We start from the raw sequence: 22,303 nt of genomic DNA on the forward strand, positions 1-22,303 counted from the left end.
CTTCGCAAAGGGCATTGCGTAACTATTGGCAGTGGGTTCTGCACTACCTATCAAACAATTGCAAACCTCGACCCCAGTCTTAAAACGGGTGCTGAGGAATTTAATAACCTCCACTACCTGGAAATTATATCCGACAAAGGACAGCTTCGTTGTGAGGGAGATTTATTAGAAACCTTGATAACGAAGAACAGCCTAGTACTAACCCGCGTGGATATTAAAGAACTGTAGCGTTTACTCACCAAGCAGTTCCCCAAAAGATGCTGGACTTATATCTAATTCACGATAGCCAAAATTCATCTGGTAGAAGTTCAGAACTGAAGCGCATCGGAGGTATGGAGGATGAACTGTTTTTCCTACTCCAAGCAGAAGGCATAATTGCTCCGTGGTTTGATTATTACAGCAGGCTGCGTTGGGGAAGTGAGATTGTAGCAAGGATGCTGCAACAGCTACAGCAGCAACCATATGGGAAAACGTTACAGGCTGAGCGCACAAGTTTTATGTGCATTTTACAGCAAGCAGTTAATGCAGAATGTGGCCTGATGGGGTTAGGGGATTAATGGTCAATAGCTAGCTTACGATCTTTTAATGTATATGCACCTACACCAAACGCTCGAACAGCTAGAGGGGCACACATTGTCTCCTGATGTACCTACTAATTTGCTTCGTAAGTGCCAGGTATATCGAAAAATCCCTCTTGGTGTATTGTCCGTCGAGCAACTTCGATTATTAGTTGGACAGCAGATTGGCCTTCAATACATAGTCCCTTTAGCTATCCATATCCTGACAGATGATCCTTTAGCTGAAGGAGATTTGTATGAAGGAGATTTATTGATGAGTGTGCTACGAATTGATCAAGAGTATTGGGTAAAAAATCCAATGGCCAAACAAGCTATGCTGGGCATATTCAACCAGCATGCCGACAGAATCAAAGTAAAAGGAACCAAGGCGATTCAGGTATCTATTCAACAATTTATACAGGCGTAAAACATCCGCGTCGCTCATCCGTCTGCTACCCCATGAAACTACGTGTGATAGTAACCGGCACGACCGGCATGGTGGGAGAGGGCGTGCTGCTGGAATGTTTGAACAACCCGGAGGTAGAGCAGGTATTGTCCGTGAGCCGCAAGCCCAGCGGCCGGCAGCACCCCAAGCTGCGGGAAATCCTGCACGCGGACTTCCAGGACCTGACGCCGATTCAGGACCAGTTGACAGGCTACAACGCCTGCTTTTTCTGTTTGGGCGTGTCGTCGGTGGGAATGAAAGAGCCGGAGTACCGCCGCCTCACCTACGACCTGACCCTGCACTTCGCCCAAACGCTGCTACCCCGCAACCCCGGCCTAACCTTCTGCTACGTGTCGGGCGCCGGCACCGATGGCACTCTGAAAAGTCGCCAGATGTGGGCCCGCGTAAAGGGCGAAACCGAAAACGCCCTGCTGCAACTGGGTTTCCAGGATGCCTATATGTTCCGGCCGGGCTTTATGAAGGCTACGCCGGGCCAGCAGCACGTACTGTCGTACTACAAGTACTTCGACTGGCTGTACCCGGTGCTGCGGGCTGTAACGCCCCGTTTCGTATCTACTTTGGCGGAGGTCGGGCAAGCCATGATTCGGGTGGCCCAACGCGGGTATCTGCGCAAGGTGCTGGAAGTGCCCGATATTGTGGCACTGGCCAACCTGCAACAGCGGCAGGCTTCGTCGATATCGGAGGGGTAGGACTCAGGCAGCAGACTGTTCGTATACTTCCTCGGCCTGACTTTCTGCAGAAACCAACCAAAGGCAGGCCCGGAAGCATGCACCAGCGCCCTCTTAACCTGCCGGAACTTGGCCTGCTGATTTATCTGCTACGGGATGCCCCGGAGGCGGAGCATCTGCTGGCGGCCCTGCATACGGTGCGAGTGACGGAGGTAGCGGCCGAGGCAACCGGCAGCCTTCGTTTCCTCAGCGCTACCCCTCATCGGCGCCTCGGTCAGCAGCTAGCCACCACCCAGTTTCTGGACGAAGACGGCGTGCCGGTGCTCGTGTCGCTGTACCTGGATCAGGTCGGGGAGCTGTACGAGCTGGATTGCTGGAAAGTAGATGACACGCCCGTAAAGCGTATTCCGGCTTTTTAAGCCTATAAACTATCATTCCAAGCACAGCGAGGAATCTGGGTTTTGCCTTACATAGTAAACCCAGCTTCCTCGCTGCGCTCAGAATGACAGCACCGCCCCGCTACTTGCACTTCTCCTTGCGGCGCGTGTCGATGACGTGAGCAATTTTCCAGCCGTCGGCCAGCTTTACCAGCTGAAACGAGTTGTAGCCGCAGTGGCTGAAGGTGCTGCCCACGTAAAACTCGTAGGGCGTCCAGACGCTGGCCAGGTTGGCGTCAATCAGAATTTTATCGAAGGTGATGCGCTCATCATACACCTCTTTGTGCGGGGTGCCCACCATCTTCACGAAGCTCGCCGGATTCTCGGGCCGCAGCTGGGTCTGGCCGCCTTTGGTACTGATGGTATGAAACACGGCGCCGGGAGCTAAGGTGGCCCGCACCATTGTGCTGTCGCCCTTGCGCATGCCCTCAAAGAAGGTCTGGATGGTGCGCTTTACCGCCTCGGTTTCGTTGGCCGGTTTTTGGGCCAGGGCGGGGGTAGCGGCCAGGAGCAGGCCGGGGAGTAGCAGGTGCTTCATGGGGTAGGAAAGTTGAGTGTGAGCAAAGACGCAGTTTGAATGCACACGTTGCGGTTGAGGTAGAGGAGTAACTAATGTTGAGTAGGGCAGAAATCTAGTAGGGCACCAATCGTTGTCATCCTGAGCGGCGCGAAGGACCTCTACCGGGGGTAACTTCTTTTAATTAGCCAGAGGTAGAGGTCCTTCGCGCCGCTCAGGATGACAGGTGTACATACAGGTGTAAATGATAGCGACAAGTGTAAGTGATAGATAAAGCAACAATACATTACTATCAGCTCTTGCTTCCGTCATTCAACGCTACCGTAAAATTATGGGCTACCCCCTCGTAGCGGCTCAAACAGGCTATTTTTGCGGGAGCAAGGAATCCAACTGTAGCCCTTGTTCGTTTGCCTTTGCATGGAAATCCGCCGCACCTTCGACCTGCTTACCCACCTAGTAACCATCTCACCCCAGGCCGATTGTCTGGTTGAAAAGAAGTCCGGCACCTGGCAGCCGCTCAGCACTACGCGCGTGCAGGAGCTTAGCAACCAGGTTAGCCTGGGCCTACGCCAACTCGGCATCGGGCGCGGCGACAAAGTGGCCATCATTTCGGCTAACCGGCCCGAGTGGGTCATTGCTGATTTTGGCATTGCTCAGCTGGGGGCCGTGAGCGTGCCCATGTACCCTACCATTACGGTGGAGGACTACCGCCACATCTTCCAGGATGCCGGCGTGCGCGTGGTGCTGGTGCAGGACAAGAAGCTGCTGGGCCGGGTGCAGCAGGCCGTAGCAGGCCTAGAACACGGCCCGGAGCATATCTTCACCTTCGACAAGGTGGAAGGGGTAGGCCATTTCGGCGAGCTGTTGGCGCTGGGTCAGGGTGAAAACCCGGCGGAGCTGGAGGCGCTGAAAGCCGCCGTGCAGCCCGATGATCTGCTGACCCTGATTTACACCTCTGGCACTACGGGGCGGCCCAAGGGCGTGATGCTCAGCCACCGCAACATTCTGTATAACTGCGAGAACCTGACCGGCTACCTACCCATGCCGGCGGGCCAGAAGGCGCTCAGCTTTCTGCCGCTCAGCCATATTTTCGAGCGCACTGCCACCTACCTATACCTGCTGCTGGGCTTTAGCGTGTGGTACGCCGAAAGCGTAGAGCGCATTGCTGATAACCTGCGCGAGGTGCAGCCCCAGGTATTTACCACCGTGCCCCGCCTGCTCGAAAAAATCTACGACAAGATTGTAGCCCAGGGCCAGAAGCTGACCGGCGCCAAGAAAAAGCTCTTCTTCTGGGCCCTGGACCTGGGCCTGCGCTACGACACGCAGCAAGACCAAGGCTTCTGGTACAACACGCAGCTGGCCCTTGCCAACAAGCTGGTGTTCAGTAAGTGGCGCGAAGCATTGGGCGGACAGGTGCGCTACATCGTGAGCGGGGGCGGAGCCCTGCAGCCGCGCCTGGCGCGGGTGTTCTGGGCCGCCGGCATTCCCGTGATGGAAGGCTACGGCATGACGGAAACCGCGCCCGTAATTGCCGCCTCCCAGCCTGTAGCCGAAGGTAACTTTATTGGCGCGGTAGGCCCTGTTATTCCCGGTGTAGAGGTGAAAATTGCCCCCGACGGGGAAATCCTGACCCGCTCGCCCTCCGTGATGCAGGGCTACTACAACCGCCCCGATCTCACGGCCGAGGTGATTGACGCCGAAGGTTGGATGCACACCGGCGACATTGGCGAGTTCGTGCAGGGCAAATTCCTCAAAATCACGGACCGCAAGAAGGAGATGTTCAAGACTTCTAACGGCAAGTACGTGGCCCCGCAGCCCCTGGAATCCAAGATTTCGGAATCGCCGCTGGTGGAGCAGGTAATGGTAGTGGGCGAGGGGGAAAAGTACGCGGCGGCCCTGCTGGTGCCGGCCTTCGCCGAGCTGCGGGCCTGGGCCAAAAGCCACAACCTGCCTACCGACCTCTCCGACGCCGCCCTGGCCGCCCACGCCCAGGTGCAACAGCTCTACGAGCAACTGGTGCAGCAGGCCAACGCGGCCTTCGCCCAATGGGAGCAAATCAAGAAAGTGGCCCTGCTACCTACCCTCTGGAGCGTAGAGTCGGGTGAGCTGACGCCCACTATGAAAGTGAAGCGCAAAATTGTGAGCCAGAACAACCAACAGCGGATTGAGTCACTGTTCCGATAAGGAACATCATTCTGAGAAGCCCCTATCTGCCATCCTGAGCGGGAGCGAAGGACCTCTACCGCTTCGTTGTAGGGGTAATGGATTACTAACGGTAGTGGTCCTTCGCTCCCGCTCAGGATGACAAATGGGGGCTTTTGATAGTGTGAAAACAACGAAGCCGGCCCGCCTTCCTGCCCCGGATATAGACGAATGAATATCTTGCGGATTGTAAATCTTTCTGCCCCGGCGGATGTTATCAAAGCGTACCAGACAGCACTTCAATCATGCGCAAAGACCTGTTTAACTTCGGTCCGGCTCTCGGTTACTTTTTCCGCAAGCCTGATCCTACCCGCCACACCAACTTCAACCTGCGCACCATGCACTTCATTAATAAGCTGAGCATGGCCATGTTCCTGGTAGGGTTTATCATTCTGCTCTACCGCTGGTTTCTCCGCTAGTTTCCAGCCTTTCTTATAGAAGACCGCCCGGCTCCTCTCTCCAGTCCGGCGGTCTTTTTGCGTTTATCGGTTTACTTAGCGGCCATGAACATTGAAGACTTCCGCGACTACTGCCTGCTGAAAGCCGGCGTCACCGAAGAAACGCCCTTCGGCCCCGATACGCTGGTATTTAAAGTAGCAGGCAAGGTATTCGCCCTTACTGACATCAACACCTTCGCTAGCATTAACCTGAAGTGTGACCCGGAGCGAGCCCAGGAACTGCGTGAGCAGTACGAGTACGTGCTACCGGGCTTCCACATGAACAAGAAGCACTGGAACACCGTGCTCATGGGCACAGGCATTCCCAGCCGGCAGTTGCGCGAGCTGATCGACCATTCATATGACCTGGTGCGCGCCTCCCTACCCCGGAAACAGCGGGAAGAGCTGGCCGCTGCTGAGCAAGAGTAACCTTGGAGGACAATATGAACGGGAGGAAGGCTGCCACCAACTGTCATCCTGAGCGGAGCGAAGGACCTCTACCGCTTCGTTGTAGTGGTAATAGATTACTCACGGTAGAGGTCCTTCGCTCCGCTCAGGATGACAGGCGGCGTTGTTTTGGGCATAATCAGCATCTGCCACTTTTCGGTAAGCTTTTCAATTTTTAAAACCTTAGTGTAACTATTGTAGTTACAGCTGTATATTTGCCTCGCCGCGTGGTAGTAGTTGCTAGCGCAAAGGCGTCGCCTACCCCTGATCATGCAGATTAGCAGCCGTTTCTCCGTCGCCGTCCATGTTCTTTCCTTGCTGGCCTTGCAGCAGGAGGATGATGTATTGCTGACGTCGGAGCGGATGGCGGGGAGCGTGAATACCAATCCCGTCGTGATACGGCGGCTGCTGGGGCAGCTCAAAAAGGCTGGTCTGGTGGAAGTGCGCCCCGCTTCGGGCGGTACCTTCCTGACGCGCCAACCGGCCGCCATTTCCTTGCTCGATGTGTACCGGGCCGTGGAGGTAGTTGAGGAAGGACAATTGTTCAGCGTCCACGACAAGCCCCTGCAGGCCTGCTTGGTGGGTCGCAATATTCAGGCCGCGCTTGACACTACCCTGCTGCGGGCGCAAAACGCTTTGGAACAGGTACTGGCCGGCGTAACCCTGCAGCAAGTCACCACCGAAATCCTGTTGCAGGACAAACAAGCCTCGTAAATTTTTTTGCCCTGGATTGTAACAAACGCAGTTACAACCACTTTATACTTCTCATTTCACTTTCATGCGTATGAAAATTGCCCTCATTGGTGCTACCGGCTTTGTTGGTCCGAAACTGCTGCACGAAGCCCTCAACCGCGGCCACCAGGTAACAGCCATTGTGCGCGACCCCGCCAAGCTCACGGAGCAACACGAAAACCTGACGGTGGTAACCGGCGACGTAAACCAGGTAGACGAGCTGGCCCAGCAGCTGGCCGGCCACGACGTGGTGCTGAGTTCCTTTAATGCCGGCTGGGCAAACCCCAACCTCTACCAAGATTTCCTGCAAGGCTCCCGCAACATTGAAGCGGCCACGGAAAAATCGGGAGTGAAGCGCCTGATTGCTATTGGTGGAGCTGGCAGCCTCTACATCAACGGGCAGCAGTTAGTGGACGGCCCACAGTTCCCAGAGGAGTATAAGCCCGGTGCTACCGCCGCCCGCGACTACCTCAATGAGCTAAAGCAGAACACTACCCTCGACTGGACGTTCTTCAGCCCCGCCATTGAGATGCACCAGGGCATTACCACGGGCCGCACCGGCCACTACCGCCTCGGCACCGAAAGCCCCGTATTCAACGAAGAGGGCCGCAGCATCCTCTCCGCCGAAGACCTGGCCATCGTCCTCCTCGACGAGGTAGAAAACCCCGAGCACATCCGCCAGCGCTTCACAGCGGCGTACTAAGTACTATCTGTCATGGCGAGGACGCAGGACGAAGCCATCCTTCCCCTCACCCGTGACACGCTTCCTACTATGACCGGCCCCTGATGGTATCACAATCATCAGGGGCTGGTCACATCTTAGGGGGTAGGGCGTTGGTCAGAAAGGGTGGCTTCGTCCTGCGTCCTCGCCATGACAGATAATAAATATAAAAAGGCCCGCTGGAGTTATCCAGTGGGCCTTTTTGCTGACAGCTAATAGCCAGCAGCTAACAGCTAAAAAAACCTATACTACCACGTTCACCATGCGACCGGGCACCACAATCACCTTCTTAGCTTCTTTGCCTTCAGCGTAGCGGGCCAGAATATCAGTGGCGCGCACGGCAGCCTCGATTTCGGCGGCGGTGGCGGTGGCCGGGAACTGCAGTTGCTCGCGCACTTTGCCGTTGATGGCTACCGGGTAGTTCACAGTATCTTCTACCAAGTATTCCTCTTTGAACTCGGGGTAGGAGGCAGAGCTGATAGACCCGGCCTCGTGACCGAGTTTCTGCCACAGCTCCTCGGCCAAGTGCGGGGCGTAGGGCGAGAGGAGCACCACGAGCGGCTCCAGAATGGCGCGGTTATGCGTATTCAGAGCCGTCAGTTCGTTCACGGTAATCATCAGAGCGCTGACGGTGGTGTTAAACGAGAACTTCTCAATGTCCTCTTCCACCTTCTTGATGGCCTTGTGCAGGGCCTTCAGCTCGGCGGGTTTCGGTGCTTCGTCGGTTACAGCAAAGTCACCGTCCTGGGGGTGGTAGAGGCGCCAGAGCTTCTTGAGGAAGCCCGCTACCCCACTCATGCCGTTGGTATTCCAGGGCTTGAACTGCTCCAGCGGCCCGAGGAACATCTCGTACAAGCGCAACGCATCCGCCCCGTACTGACCAACCAGTACATCAGGATTTACTACGTTAAACTTCGCTTTTGACATTTTCTCGACCTCCCACCCACTTACGTAGGTGCCGTTGTCTTCAAGAATAAATTCGGCCGTGGCGTAGTCAGGACGCCACTTCTTGAAGGCTTCAGTATCGAGAATATCGTTGTTGACGATGTTCACATCGACGTGCAAAGCAGTAGTCTGATATTGATCCTTTTTGCCTAGGGTCACGAACGTATTAGTACCGTTGATGCGATACACAAAGTTCGAGCGACCCAGAATCATGCCCTGGTTGATGAGCTTTTGGAAGGGCTCATTGGCGGTTACCAGGCCAAGGTCTTTGAGGAAGAGGTGCCAGAAGCGGGAGTAGAGCAAGTGACCCGTAGCGTGCTCTGCACCACCCAGATATAAATCTACCTGCTGCCAGTACTGCTCGGCCTCCTGGCCCACAAAACGCTCCTGATTTTCGGGGTCCATGTAGCGCAGGAAGTACCAGGAGGAGCCGGCCCAGCCGGGCATGGTGCTCAACTCGTAGTCGTACTGGCCCTTGTATTTCCAATCCTTGGCGCGGGCCAGGGGCGGCTCGCCGGTTTCGGTGGGCTTGTACTCGTCGATTTCTGGGAGTACCAGGGGTAGGTCGGCTTCAGCTACGCCGTAGGCCACACCGTCCTTGTAGTAAATCGGAATGGGCTCACCCCAGTAACGCTGGCGGCCGAAGATGGCATCGCGGAGGCGGAAGTTTACTTTGCCCTTGCCGATGCCGCGCGCTTCGAGCTGCTGAATCAGGGTTTGGGTGGCTTCCTTATATCCCATGCTCTGGATGAGGCCGTGCAGGTAGGTGCCTTCCTTGGTCGGGTCGGCCTGCTCCTCAATCTGCTGCTGGTCTACTACCTGCACGATGGGCAGGTTGAAGTGCTTGGCAAACACATAGTCGCGCTGGTCGCCGCTGGGCACGGCCATCACGGCGCCGGTGCCGTAGCCCGCCAGCACGTAGTCGGCAATCCAGATCTGGATGGGCTCGTTCGTGAATGGGTTTAGGGCGTAGGCACCGGTGAAAGCGCCCGATACCGTTTTGGTATCGGCCATCCGGTCACGCTCCGAGCGGCGCTTGGTGGCATCGATATACTCCTGGATGGAGGCCTGCTGCTCAGGTGTGGTGAGTTGCTGCACCAGCTCGTGCTCAGGAGCCAGCACCAGGAACGTAGCGCCATAAATGGTATCCACACGCGTAGTATACACCTTAATCTGTGCCTGCTCGTGGCCCTGCACCGCAAACGTCACCTCGGCCCCGATGCTCTTGCCAATCCAGTTGCGCTGCATCTCCTTGACAGCCTCGGGCCAGTCGATGGTATCGAGTCCCTGGAGCAGACGGTCGGCGTAGGCCGTGATGCGAAGGTTCCACTGCGGCATTAACCGACGTTCCACGGGGAACCCTCCGCGCTCGGAGAGGCCATCTTTCACCTCGTCATTGGAGAGCACCGTGCCCAGGCCGGCGCACCAGTTCACGTAGGTGTCTGACTGGTAGGCGAGTCGGTAGGGGTGCACGGCCTGCAGCTTTTGCTTCTCACTCCACATCTGCCACTGGCCGGCCGTGAAATCGTGGCGCTCTTCCTCGTCGCCGGCGGCGCGCACACCCTGGCTGCCGTTTTCGGCAAACTTGTCGAGCAGGGTTTTCAGCGGCTCGGCGCGGTCGGTGTCGAGGTTGTACCAGCTATTGAACAGCTTCAGGAAAATCCACTGCGTCCATTTGTAGTAGCTGGGGTCAGAGGTGCGTACCTCCCGGCTCCAGTCGTAGCTGAACCCCAGAGAGTTAAGCTGCCGGATGTAGGTATCAATGTTCTGCTCGGTGGTAATAGCCGGGTGCTGCCCGGTCTGGATGGCGTACTGCTCGGCGGGCAGGCCAAACGAATCGAAACCCATGGGGTGCAGCACGTTGAAGCCCTGCAGGCGCTTGTAGCGCGAGACAATATCGGAGGCAATGTAGCCCAGTGGGTGGCCTACGTGCAGCCCGGCCCCGGAGGGGTAGGGAAACATATCCAGCACGTAGTATTTAGGCTTATCAGGCTGGTTTTCAGCCTTGAACGTATTGTGCTCTTTCCAGTGGGCTTGCCACTTCTTCTCGATATCCTGGGGATGGTAACCGGGCATGATGTACAGCTTCGTTGTAGCCGGCGAAAATACGGGCAATTGGCGGGAATGGCTAATGCGCCTTGGTAACTGGCCCAATCACGTCCTTTTCTGATTTGAAGGTAAAGGGTTGGTTGAGGCGAGGTGGATCCATTCCGCGCCATAGCCGCTACAACCCGGCCGTAGTGTAGCCTAGCACTGCAGTGTCGCCGGTATCTGATAACACGAAGGATTCGCTGCTGGGAGTCATTTCGTAGCGCATCACAACATCCGTTTCAAAAGCAATAAAGTACCGGCACAGCAACTCCAGTACCTGCGACTGCCAAGTAGTAGCATCCAGATATACCTCCAGCTCGGCCGTGGAAAGCTGGAGCAAGCTGATTTCCAGCGCCGGCAGCGTTTCCTGGTAGCCACCACTGAGTACAAAGTCGCGGCCCAGCTCGCCAAAGCCGAGGGTGGCGCCCTGGGCCGTTGAGCCAGCGGGTAGGGTTTCGGGAGAGAAATGCAGCGGGGCCACCGGGCGCAGGCGCACGGGCACGCCCAGAATACTTTCAAACACCTGCTGGGTGCGGGGCAGGTCGCCCACAATCCGGTGAGCCAGCGGGAGCAGGTAGAGCAGGGTAGCAATATGCTGGGCGGGCAGTTGGCGGTCCAGCTCCCAGAAGCGGGCCAGTACCTCGTTGTACCACTGCCCCGATATACTGGTCATGTAGTGGCGCTCTTCTTCTTCCAGCAGCACCCGGAAGCGGTAGAACTCCTGCTCGAAAGGGGCAAAAAAGCGGCGTGTGGACTTTTCCCGGCGGCGTTGGGCCTGGATGTCCTCTATCATGCTCCGTACCCCCTGCTGGTTGGGGTTGCCCGGGTGATGAAACAGCTGCTGAGGTAGGGCGTCGTAGAGGCCTTCGCGGTGCACCTCCACAACCGTTTTAGGGTCCTGCCAGCGCTCCGCCTGCTCCTCACTCACGGTACCAATATCGGCGCGGTAGCGGCGGGCAAACAGGCTGACCGGCCGGATAACAAACTCATCGAACCGGTAGCCATGCGCCAGTAAGTCAGCCAGTACTACCTCCAGGCGCAAGTCAAACCCTTGCCGCCGCACCGTCTGCAGCAGGGCCGCAGGCGTGGCGGTGGGGGCCGGAGCCGGGGGGCTGGCCGCGCGAATCAGCCGGGTGTCAAAATGAAATACATCCACGCTAGGGTTTGGCATACTATCTTTTTTCTGACAACTTACAATCGATTGGCTAGTACTTAAAAGTCGAACCCAAGGCTTCGAATCTACCAAGATTGGCTGAAGTGAGTACGGAGGCAAGGCTTTCAGGTCGTCAATATTATACAATCGGCACAGTTCAGAGCGGCCGTTCGGTTGCTCCGGCCGCTTTCTTTATCGATTAGCCATCGTCAGCGCATATGTTGAACCTTAATCCCGAAACCCAGGCCCGCAGCGTAGCGGGCAATATGCTCTCAAATGCGCGGGCAGGCCTGCAGCGGAGCCCCTCCTTCGTCAGTATCTTTTTGTATCTGCTCGGCAGCCTGCTGTTGTTTGCTTTGCTGGGGGCCGGTGCGGTGTACAGCCCCTTTTCCTATAAAATCACCTTTATGCTGGTGCAGGCGGCCTCGCTGCTGGTGGGTATTTTCCATTTGTTTGCCCAGCGCAACTGGCTGGCCTGGTTTGATGAAGACAACTGGGCGCATGGCACCGTCATGACCGTGCTGGCCTGGATGGCCGGGGCCCTAGGTGTGGCCCTGCTGGTGTGGGTGCCCAACCTGGAAGACCGCACCCCGCCCACGGCCTTTGTCATGGCCACGCTGGCTGCTGTCATTCCGTACTTCTTCCATGAGGCATACCGGGCCTGGAACCGGATTCCGATGAAGTACTACAAGCTCTGGCACTACCAGGCCAATGCGCAGGGCCCCGACTTGGCGCGCATGGACCTGAGCAACTTTATGGTGCTGCACTTCTGGATGTCGCGCCGCTTCGGGGAGTCGCTCTACCATGATTTCTCATCGAAGGCACCGTATGAAATGCACCTGGGCGACCTGTTTCACATCTTCCTGACCGACTACAACGCCCTCAAGCCCGATCAGTCGTTGCAGTACCTGGATGAGCAGGGGCAGCCGTTCGGGTGGGTTTTCTATGCCAAGCAAGCCTGGTGGAAGCCCCGCCGCTACCTTGACCCCGACTATAGCTTCCGCGACAACTTCCTGAAGCAGGGCGACATTATCGTGGCCCGGCGCGTGCCCCGCTAGCCCCGGCCTGGTTCCGCCGCCGCTTCCCTAACTTGCGCCGCTCGCTCTCTATCCTTCCTTTCTGTTTTTACTATGCTACCCGAAATCAAGCACTACCCCGTGAACTGGGTTGATGGGATGAAAATATCCCGCCGTCATTTCACCGAGCTTGAACAGTTTACTACCGAGCACCTCCGCGACGCTACCGCCGTTGGCCTGAGTGCCCACCGCTACGGCCTGCTCCCCACCGATGGGCACGGGCTGCCTTCCCTGGAACTACTGCTAAATGTAAACCAGCAGCAGGAAATACAGGCCCGGCTGCTGTACTGCCGGGCCATTACGGCCGGCGGAGCCCGCATTGAAATTACCAGTGCCAACGAGCCCCTGACCTTACACACCAGCCTAGCCCAGCTGCTACAGGAGTTTAACCTGACCGCCACGGAGCAGCTACGTTTCAGTGTAGTAGTATCCGTAAACCCCTATGTGCGCGTGCCCATGGGGCAGCCGGCAGTAGAGGAAGTTCCGCCCCGCCACCCCTACACCCGCCCGGAGTACCAGCTCAGCGTTGTGCCTACCCAGCAGGTAAACACGTCGGCGGTTAGCTCTTTTCATCTGGTGGTGGGGGAATTGCTCTACGCCGAAGGGGCGCTGCGCGTAGTGGCGGGCTACATTCCGCCCAGCACGGCCCTGTCCAGCCACCCCGATTTGCTGCAGTGGCTGCACCAATTGGAGCACGTGCTGCAGGAGGTAGAAACCGACGCCTTTAAAGTCATTCATAAGGTAAAGCTGCGCGCTGATAAGAAAAGCGCCCTCAGCGAGCATGTGCATTTCCTGGCTGAGCGCACGGTGTTTGCTTTGGCTCAGCACCTGACCAGCTTCCACCTCAGTGCTGCCGAGCAGCCGCCCATTTACTTGCTGGATGCCCTGATGCGGATGGGCAAGCAGGTAAAAACAACCCTGGAGTGCCTGACGGAAGCCGAGCGGGAGGAGTTGCTGAAATACATAGAGCAGTGGTCGGAAACGGTGCCGGCCATCCTGCTCAGCGCCTTGCAGGGGGTAGTAACCATGCGCTACGACCACCACCGCGTGCACGAGCACCTGGCCCAGCACCTGTCGCTCTGGCAGCTGCTGGCCACTATTTTCCGGCAACTCACCCAGCTGGAGTACATCGGTAAGAACAAGGAAGGCTGGAAAACCTTCATCAACGAAAACCCCGTGGCCCCAGCCGTTGCGCCGGAGAAGCCCGTTTCGCGGTGGAATCCTTTCTAAGCTCTCTGGCCCGTTATCCTGCCCCCTCGCATGAAACCCCTGAACCACGCCGAACGCAATACCCGCCTCTGGAAATTCGCGCTGTTTTACGTGCTGGCCCTGGCCCTGCCCCTGATAGCCTCCTACTACCTGTTCTCCGACGGCTCCATTGCCGAAGAAAACCAAAAGCTGAAGCGGGAGCTGGAGCGCACCCGCGACGAGCAGCACAAGCTGCTGGTGCAGCTGGATACGCTGACTTCCCATTTGCAGCGCATTGAGCTAACCGACCGCCAACTGCGCACGGAAAGCAACGACCTGGTAGTGGGCGACTTGAACAAGCGCACCCAGGACTACCTCAACGCCATTGCCGTAACCCTGAGTGAGCTACGCCGCGACTCCACTCAGATGCAGTTCCTGACCAACAAGCGCCTGGCCCACAACATTCTGCGCGACTTCGACCTGTTCCGCAGCAACCGCAGCACCGTTGATTTCCTGCGCCAGTCCTTGGATAAAAAGGGCATTGATGTATCGGGCAAGGAGGAAATGGCCGCCGAACTGGCGCAAACCAAGCAGCTCTTGGCTACCTACCAGGCCGCTGCCGCCAACCGGCCCGCGCCTGCTATGATGAGCAGTGGGGGCGGGGGAGGAGGCTCTGGCGGTGGCGGTGGGGGTAGTGCCCGCGCGGCCGACCTGCAGCGCCGTCTGCAGGAAAGCAATGACCAAGTAGCCCTGCTATCAGACCAGGTAAACTTTGCCAATGCCAACTGCCTGCGCCTGCGAGCAACCAACATGAGCAAGGAGCAGCGGAAAGAGATGCTGGAGCAAGCCCGGCAGGGTTTTGTGGCTATCCTGCAAAACCCCAGCTCTGAGGACATGAAAGCTACCGTCGAAAAGATGATTGACTCTATCGACAGGGAGTTAGGCCGCAAACGGGGCATTTTTGGCTATAAATAGCCGCGTGTTCCTACCCGCCACTACCGCCTGAACCCCGCGCATGAGCAACGAATATTACCGCCTGCCCCTGAACTTTGAGGAGCTGTTGCAGCGGCAGCCTTTGGCCCGCTGCTCGGTGCAGGAGTCCATTGCCCAGCACCTGTACCTGATGCTGACCACCCACTTCGGCGAGTCGAGGTTTGACCCGGCCTTTGGCTGCGTGGTGTGGCAGCAGGATTTCGAGGCCATGACCAACATGCGCTGGAAAGACAACGTGCAGCGCTCTGTGGAGCAAATGGTGGCCGCCCGCGAGCCGCGCCTGGAGCAAGTGAAGGTGCTCGTGGGTATTGAAGATTTTGAGATGAAAGGCGTCAACCAGCGCATCCGGAAAAGGCTGGAGGTAACCGTGCGCGCCGTGCTGCGCCGCACCAACGAACCCTTTGCCTTCCGGGCTAGCCTGTTTGTGGCGCCGCTCTCCGTTGTATAGATAAGAAGCCCTGCTTCTAGTTTGCTACCTGCTCGTTATGCACCCATCCGAGGATTTTACCAAAGCCGGAATTAAAAGTCGCCTGACCCAGAAAGCGGCCGAAATGTGGGGCTACAGCGAGGCAGATCTGGATGGCTTTGACCCCCTGGTGCAACTGCTGCTGGAAGCCTGCGCCGTGGAGCTGGAAAAAATCGGGCAGGAAATCAACAACACGCAGTATCGGCTGGTAGAGCGCCTGGCAGGCCTGCTGAACCCCGACGTGATAGATGCGCCCCGGCCCGCCCATGCCATTGCTCAGGCCTACCCCCGGGAGCCCCTGCTGCAACTGCCCGCCGACGCGCAATTTGCTTTTCAGCGGCCCGTGCTAGGGCGCTCGGCCAGTGCTTCGGCCACCTTCTTTTCGCCTTTGCAGAATACGCGCTTAGTGGATGGGGCTGTGCGCTACCTCGCTACCGACGACCAAGTGTGGCGTGTGGAGCAGGTGGGCCAGAAGCGGCCCCTGGCGGCGGCTGCCCGCCCCGAGCCCGCCGAGTACCGCCGGCTGTGGATAGGGTTGGAGCTGAACCCCGAGGTAGCATCCCTGGCCGACCTGACCTTTTACTTCGACTGGTTGAATGAGCCCCGTCGTGAAGCCTACGTAAGCTACCTGCCCGGCGAAACGTGGCTGCTGGGTGGGCTTCCTCTCAACGTGGCCCAGGGCCTGCGGGCGTCCGCCCCCGATGCGGAGCCATTGCTTCACCAGGAGTACGATTTTCTGCAGCGGGTAGAAGAACAGGTCCGGCAGCTGTATGCTCCGGGCTTTGTGCGGGTGCAGTCGGGCCCGGGCACCGAGCTGCAGTTTTATCTGCGCGAGGCTTTTCCGGCGGCTCTGGCCGCTCGCTTCGCCCCGGAGGTGCTGGAAACACTGGCGCAGCCGCTGATCTGGCTAGAGGTGCGCTTCTCGCACGCCCTACCCCCCGAGGCGCTGGCAACCGTTACCTGCGGGCTCAACTGCTTTCCGGTGCTGAACCGCCGACTCAATAAGCAGTTGTTTCGTTTGCAACCCGCCCTGAATATCTTCCCGTTGGCCTCAGAAGAAGCATTTCTGGCTATTAAGGATATTTACAGCCTGCGCAACGTAGTCTTCCGCTCCACCACCCTCAGCACCCTCAACGAGCACGACACGGACACCTATACCCTGCGCTACGGGGCGGGGCGGTTTGATGCGCGCTCAGGCAAGGAGGCCCTGCTGGAGCTGCTGGAGCTGCTCCGCGATGAAAGCCGCGCCTTCACGGCCACGGGCACTGATTTCGTGGCCAACACCCTGCGCGAGCTGAACCAAAGCCTGGCCCGCCTGGAAGAGCGCATGGGCCAAGCCGACATCGAGCAAACCGGCGACCCGGCCCCTTACGTTATGCTCCGCCCGCGCGACGCCAACGACAGCGTGTACCTGGAGTACTGGTCGAGCGACGGGGAGGCTGGCAACCGCATTCCCAGCGGCAGCCTTCTGCAGGTGTTTGATGGGCACTACATTGATGCCGTACAGCTGGTGACTACCACTACCGGGGGGCGGGAACGGCCACGGCCCGAGGAGCGAGTTTTTGCCTTGCGTAGAAACCTGCTCAGCCGCAACCGCATCGTAACGCTAGAGGACATCCGGGCGGCTTGCTGGGCCGAGCTGGGCAGCCAGCTCAGCCAAGTGCACATCGAGAAGGGCTTCCGCACGGGGGGCTCACCCACGGCGGGGTTCGTGCGCTGCATCCGGGTGCAGCTAACTCCCGCGGCCACCAGCCGAATGTCGGGGCCAGAGTGGCAGCGCGCCGCCCACGAGCTGCAGGTGCTACTAGCCAGCCAATCGGCCATGAACCTGCCCTACGAGGTGAGTTTACTACCTGTAAAGGGGTAGCAAGCTCAGCCACCGCAACAAGTAAAAAGCAGCGGGAGCCACCTGGCCAGGTGGCTCCCGCTGCTTTTTACTTGTTGCCTTTTGGAGAAGGCATAATGAGTGGCGGCTCCGGAATCCCCTGCTGCTTCATCCAGGCTTTCATGGCGGTTCGGGCGGCGTCTTCCTGCTCAACCCAGGGCTTGCCTACTACCTCGGGCTGGGCGCCTAAAGCGTCTAACTTTTCCCGCCAGGCCCGGCCTTCGGGCGTTTGCTCCCACCGCTCCCGGATGGTGGCGTAGCGTCGGGCCCCGGGCGAAGGCACCGGAAACTTCACGCCCTGGCGAATAAGTAGCTGCTTAACTTTCTTTTGCCATTGAATGGCCTCGGCATTACCCGTGTCATTTTCCTGGGTCCAGAGAGCCACCTCCCCATCGGTTTTGCGCCAATCGGCTCCGCGTTCCAGAAGGTAATGCACCAACTCGAAGTAGTTGAGGCGGGCCAGTACCACCGCCGGAGTAGCCCCCGCGCTGTTCGTAATGTTAATATCGGCGCCCCGGTCGAGCAGCAGCTTCATCCGCTGGTATTGGTGGGCATACAGTGCGTTGTGCAGGGCCGGCTCCTTGCGCTCATCCCGGGCGTTGGGGTCAGCTCCCAGGTCGAGAAGGGTGAGCAGTAGTTCATCTTTCGGACCCTCAGCCGCAATATTGATCAGGTGGGTAGCATCAACGCCGCCTTGGGCATTGGGCAGATGCAGCGGGCGGTTCACGTCGGCCTTGTGGGCTGCCAGGGCCCGCATGGCCTTTACGTGGTGGTGAGCATACGCCCAGAACAAAAACGTTACGCCCTGTTTGCCTTCCAGATTAGGGTCGAGGGTAGGGTGCTGTCTGAAAATAGCGTCGATTTTGGCTATGTCATCCGTCCGGATAGCTTGGGCGAGCGTCAGGGCCGTATCGGTAAGAAAGTATGCTTCGGGCTTACGCGTGGAAATCGGGTTGTCAGATAGCTGCATAGAGTGGCACTGGGTAGCGGACAAGAAGACCCAAAGCCTACCTATAAGCACCAGCGTTTTCGAAAACATGTAGCCCCTGCGACTGATATGCTCCATCACGCAGTGTAGTTCATTTTTTCATTTCAACCTGAAGTTGCGCAACTCTGTTAACTAGCGCCTCCAGGTCGGCATGTAGCTGCTCGCGGCGGGCAAACTTTGCCGGATTAGCAGTGGGAATTTCGCGGTAGTCATCCCAATGCCCGTCCAAATAATGGCCAATAACCTGTATAAGTGTGGCCGTCATGGCTGTTGATACCGGCTCAGCCCGGGCCAGCCGTTCTAGCATGGCAGTCCGCTTTGATTGAATATCAAGGACTGTTCGCGCCGCAAAATCCTGTTCTGCGCCCTTATCAGGCAGATAGAGCGCCAGCAGTGCATCAAACAGCTGTGTAGCCTCCTGCAACAGCGCCTTATATTTTTCGGTGGCGTTTACCATGATTTGTGAAGTGGCGTGATGTCCCGAATATGGTTTTTGAAATCAGGACTACGGGATAAGTTATTGGTAATAAACACCTGTGGTTCACCACCCTGCAAACAATATCCGTTGTTGATTTTGTCTGGATAAATGCCCGATACGGGTTGGGCTGCCGTAGGGCCCTCCCAAACATGAAATTTCGGTTCCTTCGCCACCGGGTCGGCGTAGGGGGGCGCGGTAAACTCATACACCCGCTGGAAGTTGTTCCATTCCGGCATCACAGCGGTGCCCCCAATAACCTCATTCAGCCCGGCTGGCAGCGTGCGGGTCCAATAGCCACCGGTCATAGCATAGGGGTCACTCAGTGGGTCGTTGGTTACTCTGTACAGCTTCTCTCCCGGCATTACCTCTCGCAGCTGGGCATACTTGGTAAAGGTAGGAGCGTTCCGCGCGGGCAGGTCAAAGGCTGGGTCAGCTACCCCAAACAAACTAGCCGGAATAGGCAGAGGCGGCAGCCCATTTTCTACATAAGGGGCTTTTGTTACGCCGGGAATGTTCTGGTAGTCATCAATGATAACGCGCTGTTCATACAGCCCCTTATGAGGAGCATCAGCCGCTACACTCAGCCGTTGGAATACCACTAGTTTATCGACCGAGCCCCGCAGGGCAGACAGTACCTTATGCTCATCTAAGCCGCCCGCTACCCAAACGGCTAGTTTCTTCCGCACATCAAGCCCTGGCCCTACCAAGCCTTGCAGGTCGTCGAGCAAGGCATTGCTACGGGTGGCTTTAACGGAATGGATCAACCCACCGCCACGAGCGGGGGGAGCAGCGGCCAGCCGGGCCTTCGGGCTTTGGGCCACCGCTCGCGTGTTAGGCCGTCTGTTCCAGCGCTGCTCCAGCACTTGCCCATCCAACTCCAGCTGCTGGGCCGAGAGCACAAGCAGGCATTGGTAGGCCGCTGCCCCTTGGCCCGGCACCAACTGCACCCGTTGCTGCACGCAGCGCGCATCGGCAAAAGCCAGGGTGCGCCGGGGGTGGGTTGGGTCGTCGGGGTAGAAAACAACTTCGCCACTCCGCAGGCTGCCCGGCGAGGTAGCCCATTCCGCCAGTTCCGGGCCCTCGTCCCCCTCCAGCAGCAACTCCAGGGGCAGGCCCACTACTTTAGAGTTAGGCCGGCCCCGCGCATCTGTGTACTGGCGAAATCCAAAAGAGCAAGCGGCCAGCGGGTAGGTCTGCCCCGCCAGGCGTAGCTCCGCATTGATATACGTCATAGAATAACCACTAGCACTACATAGAAAGGCGAGTAGGTAAAGTTTGCTACCCGGCTCAGCTAGCCAATTGACTCTGCTATGCTTGACTGTTCCGCGGGTTCTTCGGTAGCTTCTACTTGCCAGGTGAGGTCCTCGGCATCCGGCAGCTTATCAAGCGAAATGACGGAGCCCTTGCCTACCTCGCCGGCAATAATCATCCGGGAAATAGGGCGGCGGAGCTGCTGCCGAATGACGCCTTTGATGGGCCGGGCCCCGTAGCGCGGCGTAAAGCCCAGCAGCGCCAGGTAGCTCCGGGCTTCCGGCGTAAGTTCCAGCGTAATGCCTTGGCGCTTGAGCTGCTCCTGCAGGGGGCGCAGGTGAATGTCGAAGATCTGGACTACGTTCTCTTCGGAAATAGGCGCGAAGGGCACAATTTCCGTGAGGCGGGCCAGAAACTCGGGGCGGAAGTAGCGGCTCATGGTTTCCATGAGCGTGCTGGTAGCCGGTATTTGCCCCGCGCCAAACGACTGGATAATCTGCTCACTGCCAATGTTGGAGGTGAACAGGATAACGGCATTCGAAAAGTCGCCTTCCCGCCCCAGTCGGTCGTGCAGGCGGCCTTCGTCCAGAATCTGCAGGAAGATGTCGAACACCGAGCTATGCGCCTTCTCAATTTCATCGAAGAGCACCACGGAGTACGGCTTCTCCCGGATTTTATTGACCAGCAGGCCGCCTTCCTCGTAGCCCACGTAACCGGGAGGCGCACCGTAAAGCAGGGCCGCCGAGTGCTCCTCCTTGAATTCCGACATATCAAAGCGAATCAGGAAGGATTCGTCGTTGAACAGGAAGTCGGCCAGGGACTTGGCCAACTCGGTTTTGCCCGTGCCGGTGGGACCCAGCAGGAAAAAGGAGCCAATAGGCTGCCCGGCCTTCGTGAGGCCGGAGCGCGACTCCAGAATGGCCTCGCACAGCGCTTTCACGGCGTGGTTTTGGCCCACTACGCGCTGCTGCAGGGTTTGGTCCATGTTCAGCAGCTTGTCCCGCTCATTGCTCTGCAGCTTGCCCAGCGGAATACCCGTCTTGCCCGACACGACGGCGGCTATATCCGTCCGCTCCACTCGGTCCTTCTTAGTGCCCGAGAGGTTCACCACGGCTTCCAGCAGTTCCCGCACGTAGGCTTCCAGAGCTTCGGCAGTTTCCAGGGCCTCGGGCTGCTGTTCCTGATCGAGCTGGTTGAGCCATAGGTGACTAATTTGGTTCTGAACCTGATACAGAAACCACCGCAACTCTTTCAGGTAGTCGGGTGCTGTTAAGTCAGGCTGGCGGGCAACCAGCGTCTCAAAATCCTGCTGGAGCTGTAGCAGCTCGGCGCTGGCATGTTCATCCAACATCCGGATGGCGGCCATGGTGCGGTCTACCAGGTCAATGGCTGAATCGGGTAACTGCCGGTCTTTGAGGTAGCGTTTGGCCAGGCGCACAGCCTCGGCCACGGTGCCTTCGCCCACCTGCAAGCCGTGGTGTGCGGCGTAGTAGGGCAGCACACTCTCTACCATCCGTTCGGCCACCACCGTGCTCGGCTCTTCTACCCGCAGCACATCGAAGCGGCGGTTAAAGGCCTCATCGGCCTCAATGTACTGGCGGTACTCGTCGTTGGTAGTGGCTCCAATTACCGTGATTTCGCCGCGGGCCAGCTCCGGCTTCAGCAGTTGGGCTATGCCCGCGCCCGCCGAGCCTTTGGGGTCCAACAGTACATGAATTTCGTCGATAAAGAGAATGGCCCGGTGGTACTGCTTGATTTCGCTGAGCACGCTTTTAATGCGGTCTTCTACCTCGCCTTTGTACGAAGCACCCGCTACCAGCGTGCCCAGGTCCAGCTCAAACAGCGCTACCTGCTGCAGGTGGCCCGGTACTTTCTTCTGCACAATCTGCTGAGCAAACCCTTCTACCAGCGCCGATTTTCCTACCCCTGGCTCGCCCACCAACAGTACGTTGGGCTTGGTGCGCCGCCCCAGAATTTCGGCCATTTGCCGCGTTTCCCGGTCGCGCCCCACGATGGGGTCCAGCTTACCGCTTTCGGCCTGGGCCGTTTTATTGACGCAGTACGTCGCCAGGGCGCCGGCTTTGCCGGCGGGGTTACGGTCGGAGAGGGGGGTAGTGGCCTGCCCATCGGTGCCTACTGCTACGGGTTGCAGCGCGGCGGGCTCGGCCGCTTCCATCACTTCGCGCTGGGTGAGGGGTAGGGATTTTAGCTGCTCGGGCGTGTACACCAGGCCCGGCCGCAGCACAGCGGCCAGGGCGCACAGCGGGTCTGTTTCTTCTTTGGAGAGCTGCAGCGCTACTAAGTCCGCTACTTCCAGCACGGCCTTAATTTCCTTGTCGGCGCCGGGCAGTTCCGGGGGGCGCACGGCTTTCGGTAGGCTTTCCAGCCGAACTTCGGCCCATTCGCGCAGGTAGTGAATGTCCTTGCCCAGCTCCACCGCCAGCCACGAAGCCAAGCCTATTTCATTGTGGAGCAGCGCCGTAAATAGGTGAGAGGCGGCGTAGTATTCGTGCCGGTATTCGTGGGCTACTGCCTGGGCGATGTGCAGTGCCCGCTTTAACTCATCTGTGTAAGACATTACTAGAAAGCAGGATAAAAGGAAAGA

Annotated in this window: 21 protein-coding genes; 14 read left to right on the forward strand and 7 right to left on the reverse strand. The window is 58.1% G+C overall.

What is annotated here, in order from left to right:
• The first annotated feature begins 257 nt into the window (after positions 1-257).
• From K3G63_RS03370 to K3G63_RS03385, 4 genes are all read left to right on the forward strand, one after another.
• Complete coding sequence (locus tag K3G63_RS03370) at positions 258-557, forward strand: hypothetical protein (RefSeq protein WP_220612673.1); 300 nt, start codon at positions 258-260, stop codon at positions 555-557.
• Between the two features lie 34 nt (positions 558-591).
• Positions 592-984, forward strand: a complete 393-nt coding sequence (locus K3G63_RS03375) for a contact-dependent growth inhibition system immunity protein (RefSeq protein WP_220612674.1) — start codon at positions 592-594, stop codon at positions 982-984.
• Between the two features lie 32 nt (positions 985-1,016).
• Positions 1,017-1,712 (forward strand): epimerase, encoded by a 696-nt coding sequence (locus tag K3G63_RS03380; protein WP_220612675.1) that lies wholly within the window; start codon positions 1,017-1,019, stop codon positions 1,710-1,712.
• Positions 1,713-1,789: 77 nt separating this feature from the next.
• The gene (locus K3G63_RS03385; RefSeq protein ID WP_220612676.1) at positions 1,790-2,110 is read left to right on the forward strand and encodes a DUF6984 family protein; all 321 of its coding nucleotides are present in this window, start codon (positions 1,790-1,792) and stop codon (positions 2,108-2,110) included.
• A gap of 100 nt (positions 2,111-2,210) precedes the next feature.
• Here K3G63_RS03385 and K3G63_RS03390 read toward each other — a convergent pair whose 3' ends face one another.
• Positions 2,211-2,666: a nuclear transport factor 2 family protein gene (locus tag K3G63_RS03390; RefSeq protein WP_220612677.1), complete on the reverse strand. Its 456-nt coding sequence runs from the start codon at positions 2,664-2,666 to the stop codon at positions 2,211-2,213.
• 396 nt (positions 2,667-3,062) lie between these two features.
• On the opposite strand from K3G63_RS03390, the gene K3G63_RS03395 reads away from it, so the two are divergent.
• The 5 genes from K3G63_RS03395 (at position 3,063) to K3G63_RS03415 (ending at position 7,166) form a co-directional block, all read left to right on the forward strand.
• Complete coding sequence (locus K3G63_RS03395; RefSeq protein WP_220612678.1) at positions 3,063-4,829, forward strand: long-chain fatty acid--CoA ligase; 1,767 nt, start codon at positions 3,063-3,065, stop codon at positions 4,827-4,829.
• A gap of 263 nt (positions 4,830-5,092) precedes the next feature.
• The gene (locus K3G63_RS03400; RefSeq protein ID WP_180754489.1) at positions 5,093-5,266 is read left to right on the forward strand and encodes a DUF6728 family protein; all 174 of its coding nucleotides are present in this window, start codon (positions 5,093-5,095) and stop codon (positions 5,264-5,266) included.
• An 84-nt stretch (positions 5,267-5,350) separates the two neighbouring features.
• Positions 5,351-5,713: an MmcQ/YjbR family DNA-binding protein gene (locus K3G63_RS03405; RefSeq protein ID WP_220612679.1), complete on the forward strand. Its 363-nt coding sequence runs from the start codon at positions 5,351-5,353 to the stop codon at positions 5,711-5,713.
• Positions 5,714-6,001: 288 nt separating this feature from the next.
• The gene (locus tag K3G63_RS03410) at positions 6,002-6,445 is read left to right on the forward strand and encodes an Rrf2 family transcriptional regulator (protein WP_220612680.1); all 444 of its coding nucleotides are present in this window, start codon (positions 6,002-6,004) and stop codon (positions 6,443-6,445) included.
• A 70-nt stretch (positions 6,446-6,515) separates the two neighbouring features.
• A complete protein-coding gene (locus tag K3G63_RS03415; RefSeq protein WP_220612681.1) occupies positions 6,516-7,166 on the forward strand; it encodes an NAD(P)-dependent oxidoreductase in 651 nt (216 codons plus the stop codon).
• 261 nt (positions 7,167-7,427) lie between these two features.
• Here the strand turns inward: K3G63_RS03415 and leuS are convergent, their stop codons facing one another.
• The gene (gene leuS, locus K3G63_RS03420) at positions 7,428-10,205 is read right to left on the reverse strand and encodes a leucine--tRNA ligase (RefSeq protein ID WP_220612682.1); all 2,778 of its coding nucleotides are present in this window, start codon (positions 10,203-10,205) and stop codon (positions 7,428-7,430) included.
• 148 nt (positions 10,206-10,353) lie between these two features.
• The gene (locus K3G63_RS03425) at positions 10,354-11,391 is read right to left on the reverse strand and encodes a hypothetical protein (RefSeq protein ID WP_220612683.1); all 1,038 of its coding nucleotides are present in this window, start codon (positions 11,389-11,391) and stop codon (positions 10,354-10,356) included.
• Positions 11,392-11,591: 200 nt separating this feature from the next.
• Between K3G63_RS03425 and K3G63_RS03430 the strand changes: the two genes are divergently transcribed.
• The 5 genes from K3G63_RS03430 (at position 11,592) to K3G63_RS03450 (ending at position 16,963) form a co-directional block, all read left to right on the forward strand.
• The gene (locus tag K3G63_RS03430) at positions 11,592-12,431 is read left to right on the forward strand and encodes a TssN family type VI secretion system protein (protein ID WP_220612684.1); all 840 of its coding nucleotides are present in this window, start codon (positions 11,592-11,594) and stop codon (positions 12,429-12,431) included.
• Between the two features lie 72 nt (positions 12,432-12,503).
• Positions 12,504-13,679, forward strand: a complete 1,176-nt coding sequence (locus K3G63_RS03435) for a hypothetical protein (RefSeq protein WP_220612685.1) — start codon at positions 12,504-12,506, stop codon at positions 13,677-13,679.
• Positions 13,680-13,709: 30 nt separating this feature from the next.
• The gene (locus tag K3G63_RS03440) at positions 13,710-14,612 is read left to right on the forward strand and encodes a hypothetical protein (RefSeq protein WP_220612686.1); all 903 of its coding nucleotides are present in this window, start codon (positions 13,710-13,712) and stop codon (positions 14,610-14,612) included.
• A gap of 40 nt (positions 14,613-14,652) precedes the next feature.
• Positions 14,653-15,078, forward strand: coding sequence for a GPW/gp25 family protein (locus K3G63_RS03445; protein WP_220612687.1), 426 nt, complete (start codon positions 14,653-14,655; stop codon positions 15,076-15,078).
• 37 nt (positions 15,079-15,115) lie between these two features.
• A complete protein-coding gene (locus K3G63_RS03450) occupies positions 15,116-16,963 on the forward strand; it encodes a type VI secretion system baseplate subunit TssF (protein WP_220612688.1) in 1,848 nt (615 codons plus the stop codon).
• 67 nt (positions 16,964-17,030) lie between these two features.
• Here K3G63_RS03450 and K3G63_RS03455 read toward each other — a convergent pair whose 3' ends face one another.
• The 4 genes from K3G63_RS03455 to K3G63_RS03470 all read right to left on the reverse strand — a co-directional run bounded on the left by K3G63_RS03455 (position 17,031) and on the right by K3G63_RS03470 (position 22,276).
• Positions 17,031-17,951, reverse strand: coding sequence for an ankyrin repeat domain-containing protein (locus tag K3G63_RS03455; protein WP_220612689.1), 921 nt, complete (start codon positions 17,949-17,951; stop codon positions 17,031-17,033).
• A gap of 109 nt (positions 17,952-18,060) precedes the next feature.
• Positions 18,061-18,426: a hypothetical protein gene (locus K3G63_RS03460; protein WP_220612690.1), complete on the reverse strand. Its 366-nt coding sequence runs from the start codon at positions 18,424-18,426 to the stop codon at positions 18,061-18,063.
• Complete coding sequence (gene tssD / locus K3G63_RS03465) at positions 18,420-19,679, reverse strand: type VI secretion system tube protein TssD (RefSeq protein ID WP_220612691.1); 1,260 nt, start codon at positions 19,677-19,679, stop codon at positions 18,420-18,422. The genes K3G63_RS03460 and tssD overlap by 7 nt, the downstream gene beginning before the upstream one ends.
• Before the next feature lie 59 nt (positions 19,680-19,738).
• On the reverse strand, positions 19,739-22,276 hold the full coding sequence (locus K3G63_RS03470) for an ATP-dependent Clp protease ATP-binding subunit (RefSeq protein ID WP_220612692.1): 2,538 nt from the start codon (positions 22,274-22,276) through the stop codon (positions 19,739-19,741).
• Positions 22,277-22,303 lie beyond the last annotated feature (27 nt).

The sequence above is a fragment of the Hymenobacter sp. HSC-4F20 genome (assembly GCF_019599275.1).
GTDB lineage: Bacteria > Bacteroidota > Bacteroidia > Cytophagales > Hymenobacteraceae > Hymenobacter.

Coding starts and splice junctions, on each gene's coding strand:
- K3G63_RS03370 (WP_220612673.1), top strand. CDS start 258: ATGCTGGACTTATATCTAATTCACGATAGCCAAAATTCATCTGGTAGA.
- K3G63_RS03460 (WP_220612690.1), bottom strand. CDS start 18,426: ATGGTAAACGCCACCGAAAAATATAAGGCGCTGTTGCAGGAGGCTACA.
- K3G63_RS03400 (WP_180754489.1), top strand. CDS start 5,093: ATGCGCAAAGACCTGTTTAACTTCGGTCCGGCTCTCGGTTACTTTTTC.
- tssD (WP_220612691.1), bottom strand. CDS start 19,679: ATGACGTATATCAATGCGGAGCTACGCCTGGCGGGGCAGACCTACCCG.
- K3G63_RS03470 (WP_220612692.1), bottom strand. CDS start 22,276: ATGTCTTACACAGATGAGTTAAAGCGGGCACTGCACATCGCCCAGGCA.
- K3G63_RS03445 (WP_220612687.1), top strand. CDS start 14,653: ATGAGCAACGAATATTACCGCCTGCCCCTGAACTTTGAGGAGCTGTTG.
- K3G63_RS03455 (WP_220612689.1), bottom strand. CDS start 17,951: ATGCAGCTATCTGACAACCCGATTTCCACGCGTAAGCCCGAAGCATAC.
- K3G63_RS03380 (WP_220612675.1), top strand. CDS start 1,017: ATGAAACTACGTGTGATAGTAACCGGCACGACCGGCATGGTGGGAGAG.
- K3G63_RS03375 (WP_220612674.1), top strand. CDS start 592: ATGCACCTACACCAAACGCTCGAACAGCTAGAGGGGCACACATTGTCT.
- K3G63_RS03415 (WP_220612681.1), top strand. CDS start 6,516: ATGAAAATTGCCCTCATTGGTGCTACCGGCTTTGTTGGTCCGAAACTG.
- K3G63_RS03450 (WP_220612688.1), top strand. CDS start 15,116: ATGCACCCATCCGAGGATTTTACCAAAGCCGGAATTAAAAGTCGCCTG.
- leuS (WP_220612682.1), bottom strand. CDS start 10,205: ATGCCCGGTTACCATCCCCAGGATATCGAGAAGAAGTGGCAAGCCCAC.
- K3G63_RS03410 (WP_220612680.1), top strand. CDS start 6,002: ATGCAGATTAGCAGCCGTTTCTCCGTCGCCGTCCATGTTCTTTCCTTG.
- K3G63_RS03395 (WP_220612678.1), top strand. CDS start 3,063: ATGGAAATCCGCCGCACCTTCGACCTGCTTACCCACCTAGTAACCATC.
- K3G63_RS03405 (WP_220612679.1), top strand. CDS start 5,351: ATGAACATTGAAGACTTCCGCGACTACTGCCTGCTGAAAGCCGGCGTC.
- K3G63_RS03435 (WP_220612685.1), top strand. CDS start 12,504: ATGCTACCCGAAATCAAGCACTACCCCGTGAACTGGGTTGATGGGATG.
- K3G63_RS03385 (WP_220612676.1), top strand. CDS start 1,790: ATGCACCAGCGCCCTCTTAACCTGCCGGAACTTGGCCTGCTGATTTAT.
- K3G63_RS03430 (WP_220612684.1), top strand. CDS start 11,592: ATGTTGAACCTTAATCCCGAAACCCAGGCCCGCAGCGTAGCGGGCAAT.
- K3G63_RS03390 (WP_220612677.1), bottom strand. CDS start 2,666: ATGAAGCACCTGCTACTCCCCGGCCTGCTCCTGGCCGCTACCCCCGCC.
- K3G63_RS03425 (WP_220612683.1), bottom strand. CDS start 11,391: ATGCCAAACCCTAGCGTGGATGTATTTCATTTTGACACCCGGCTGATT.
- K3G63_RS03440 (WP_220612686.1), top strand. CDS start 13,710: ATGAAACCCCTGAACCACGCCGAACGCAATACCCGCCTCTGGAAATTC.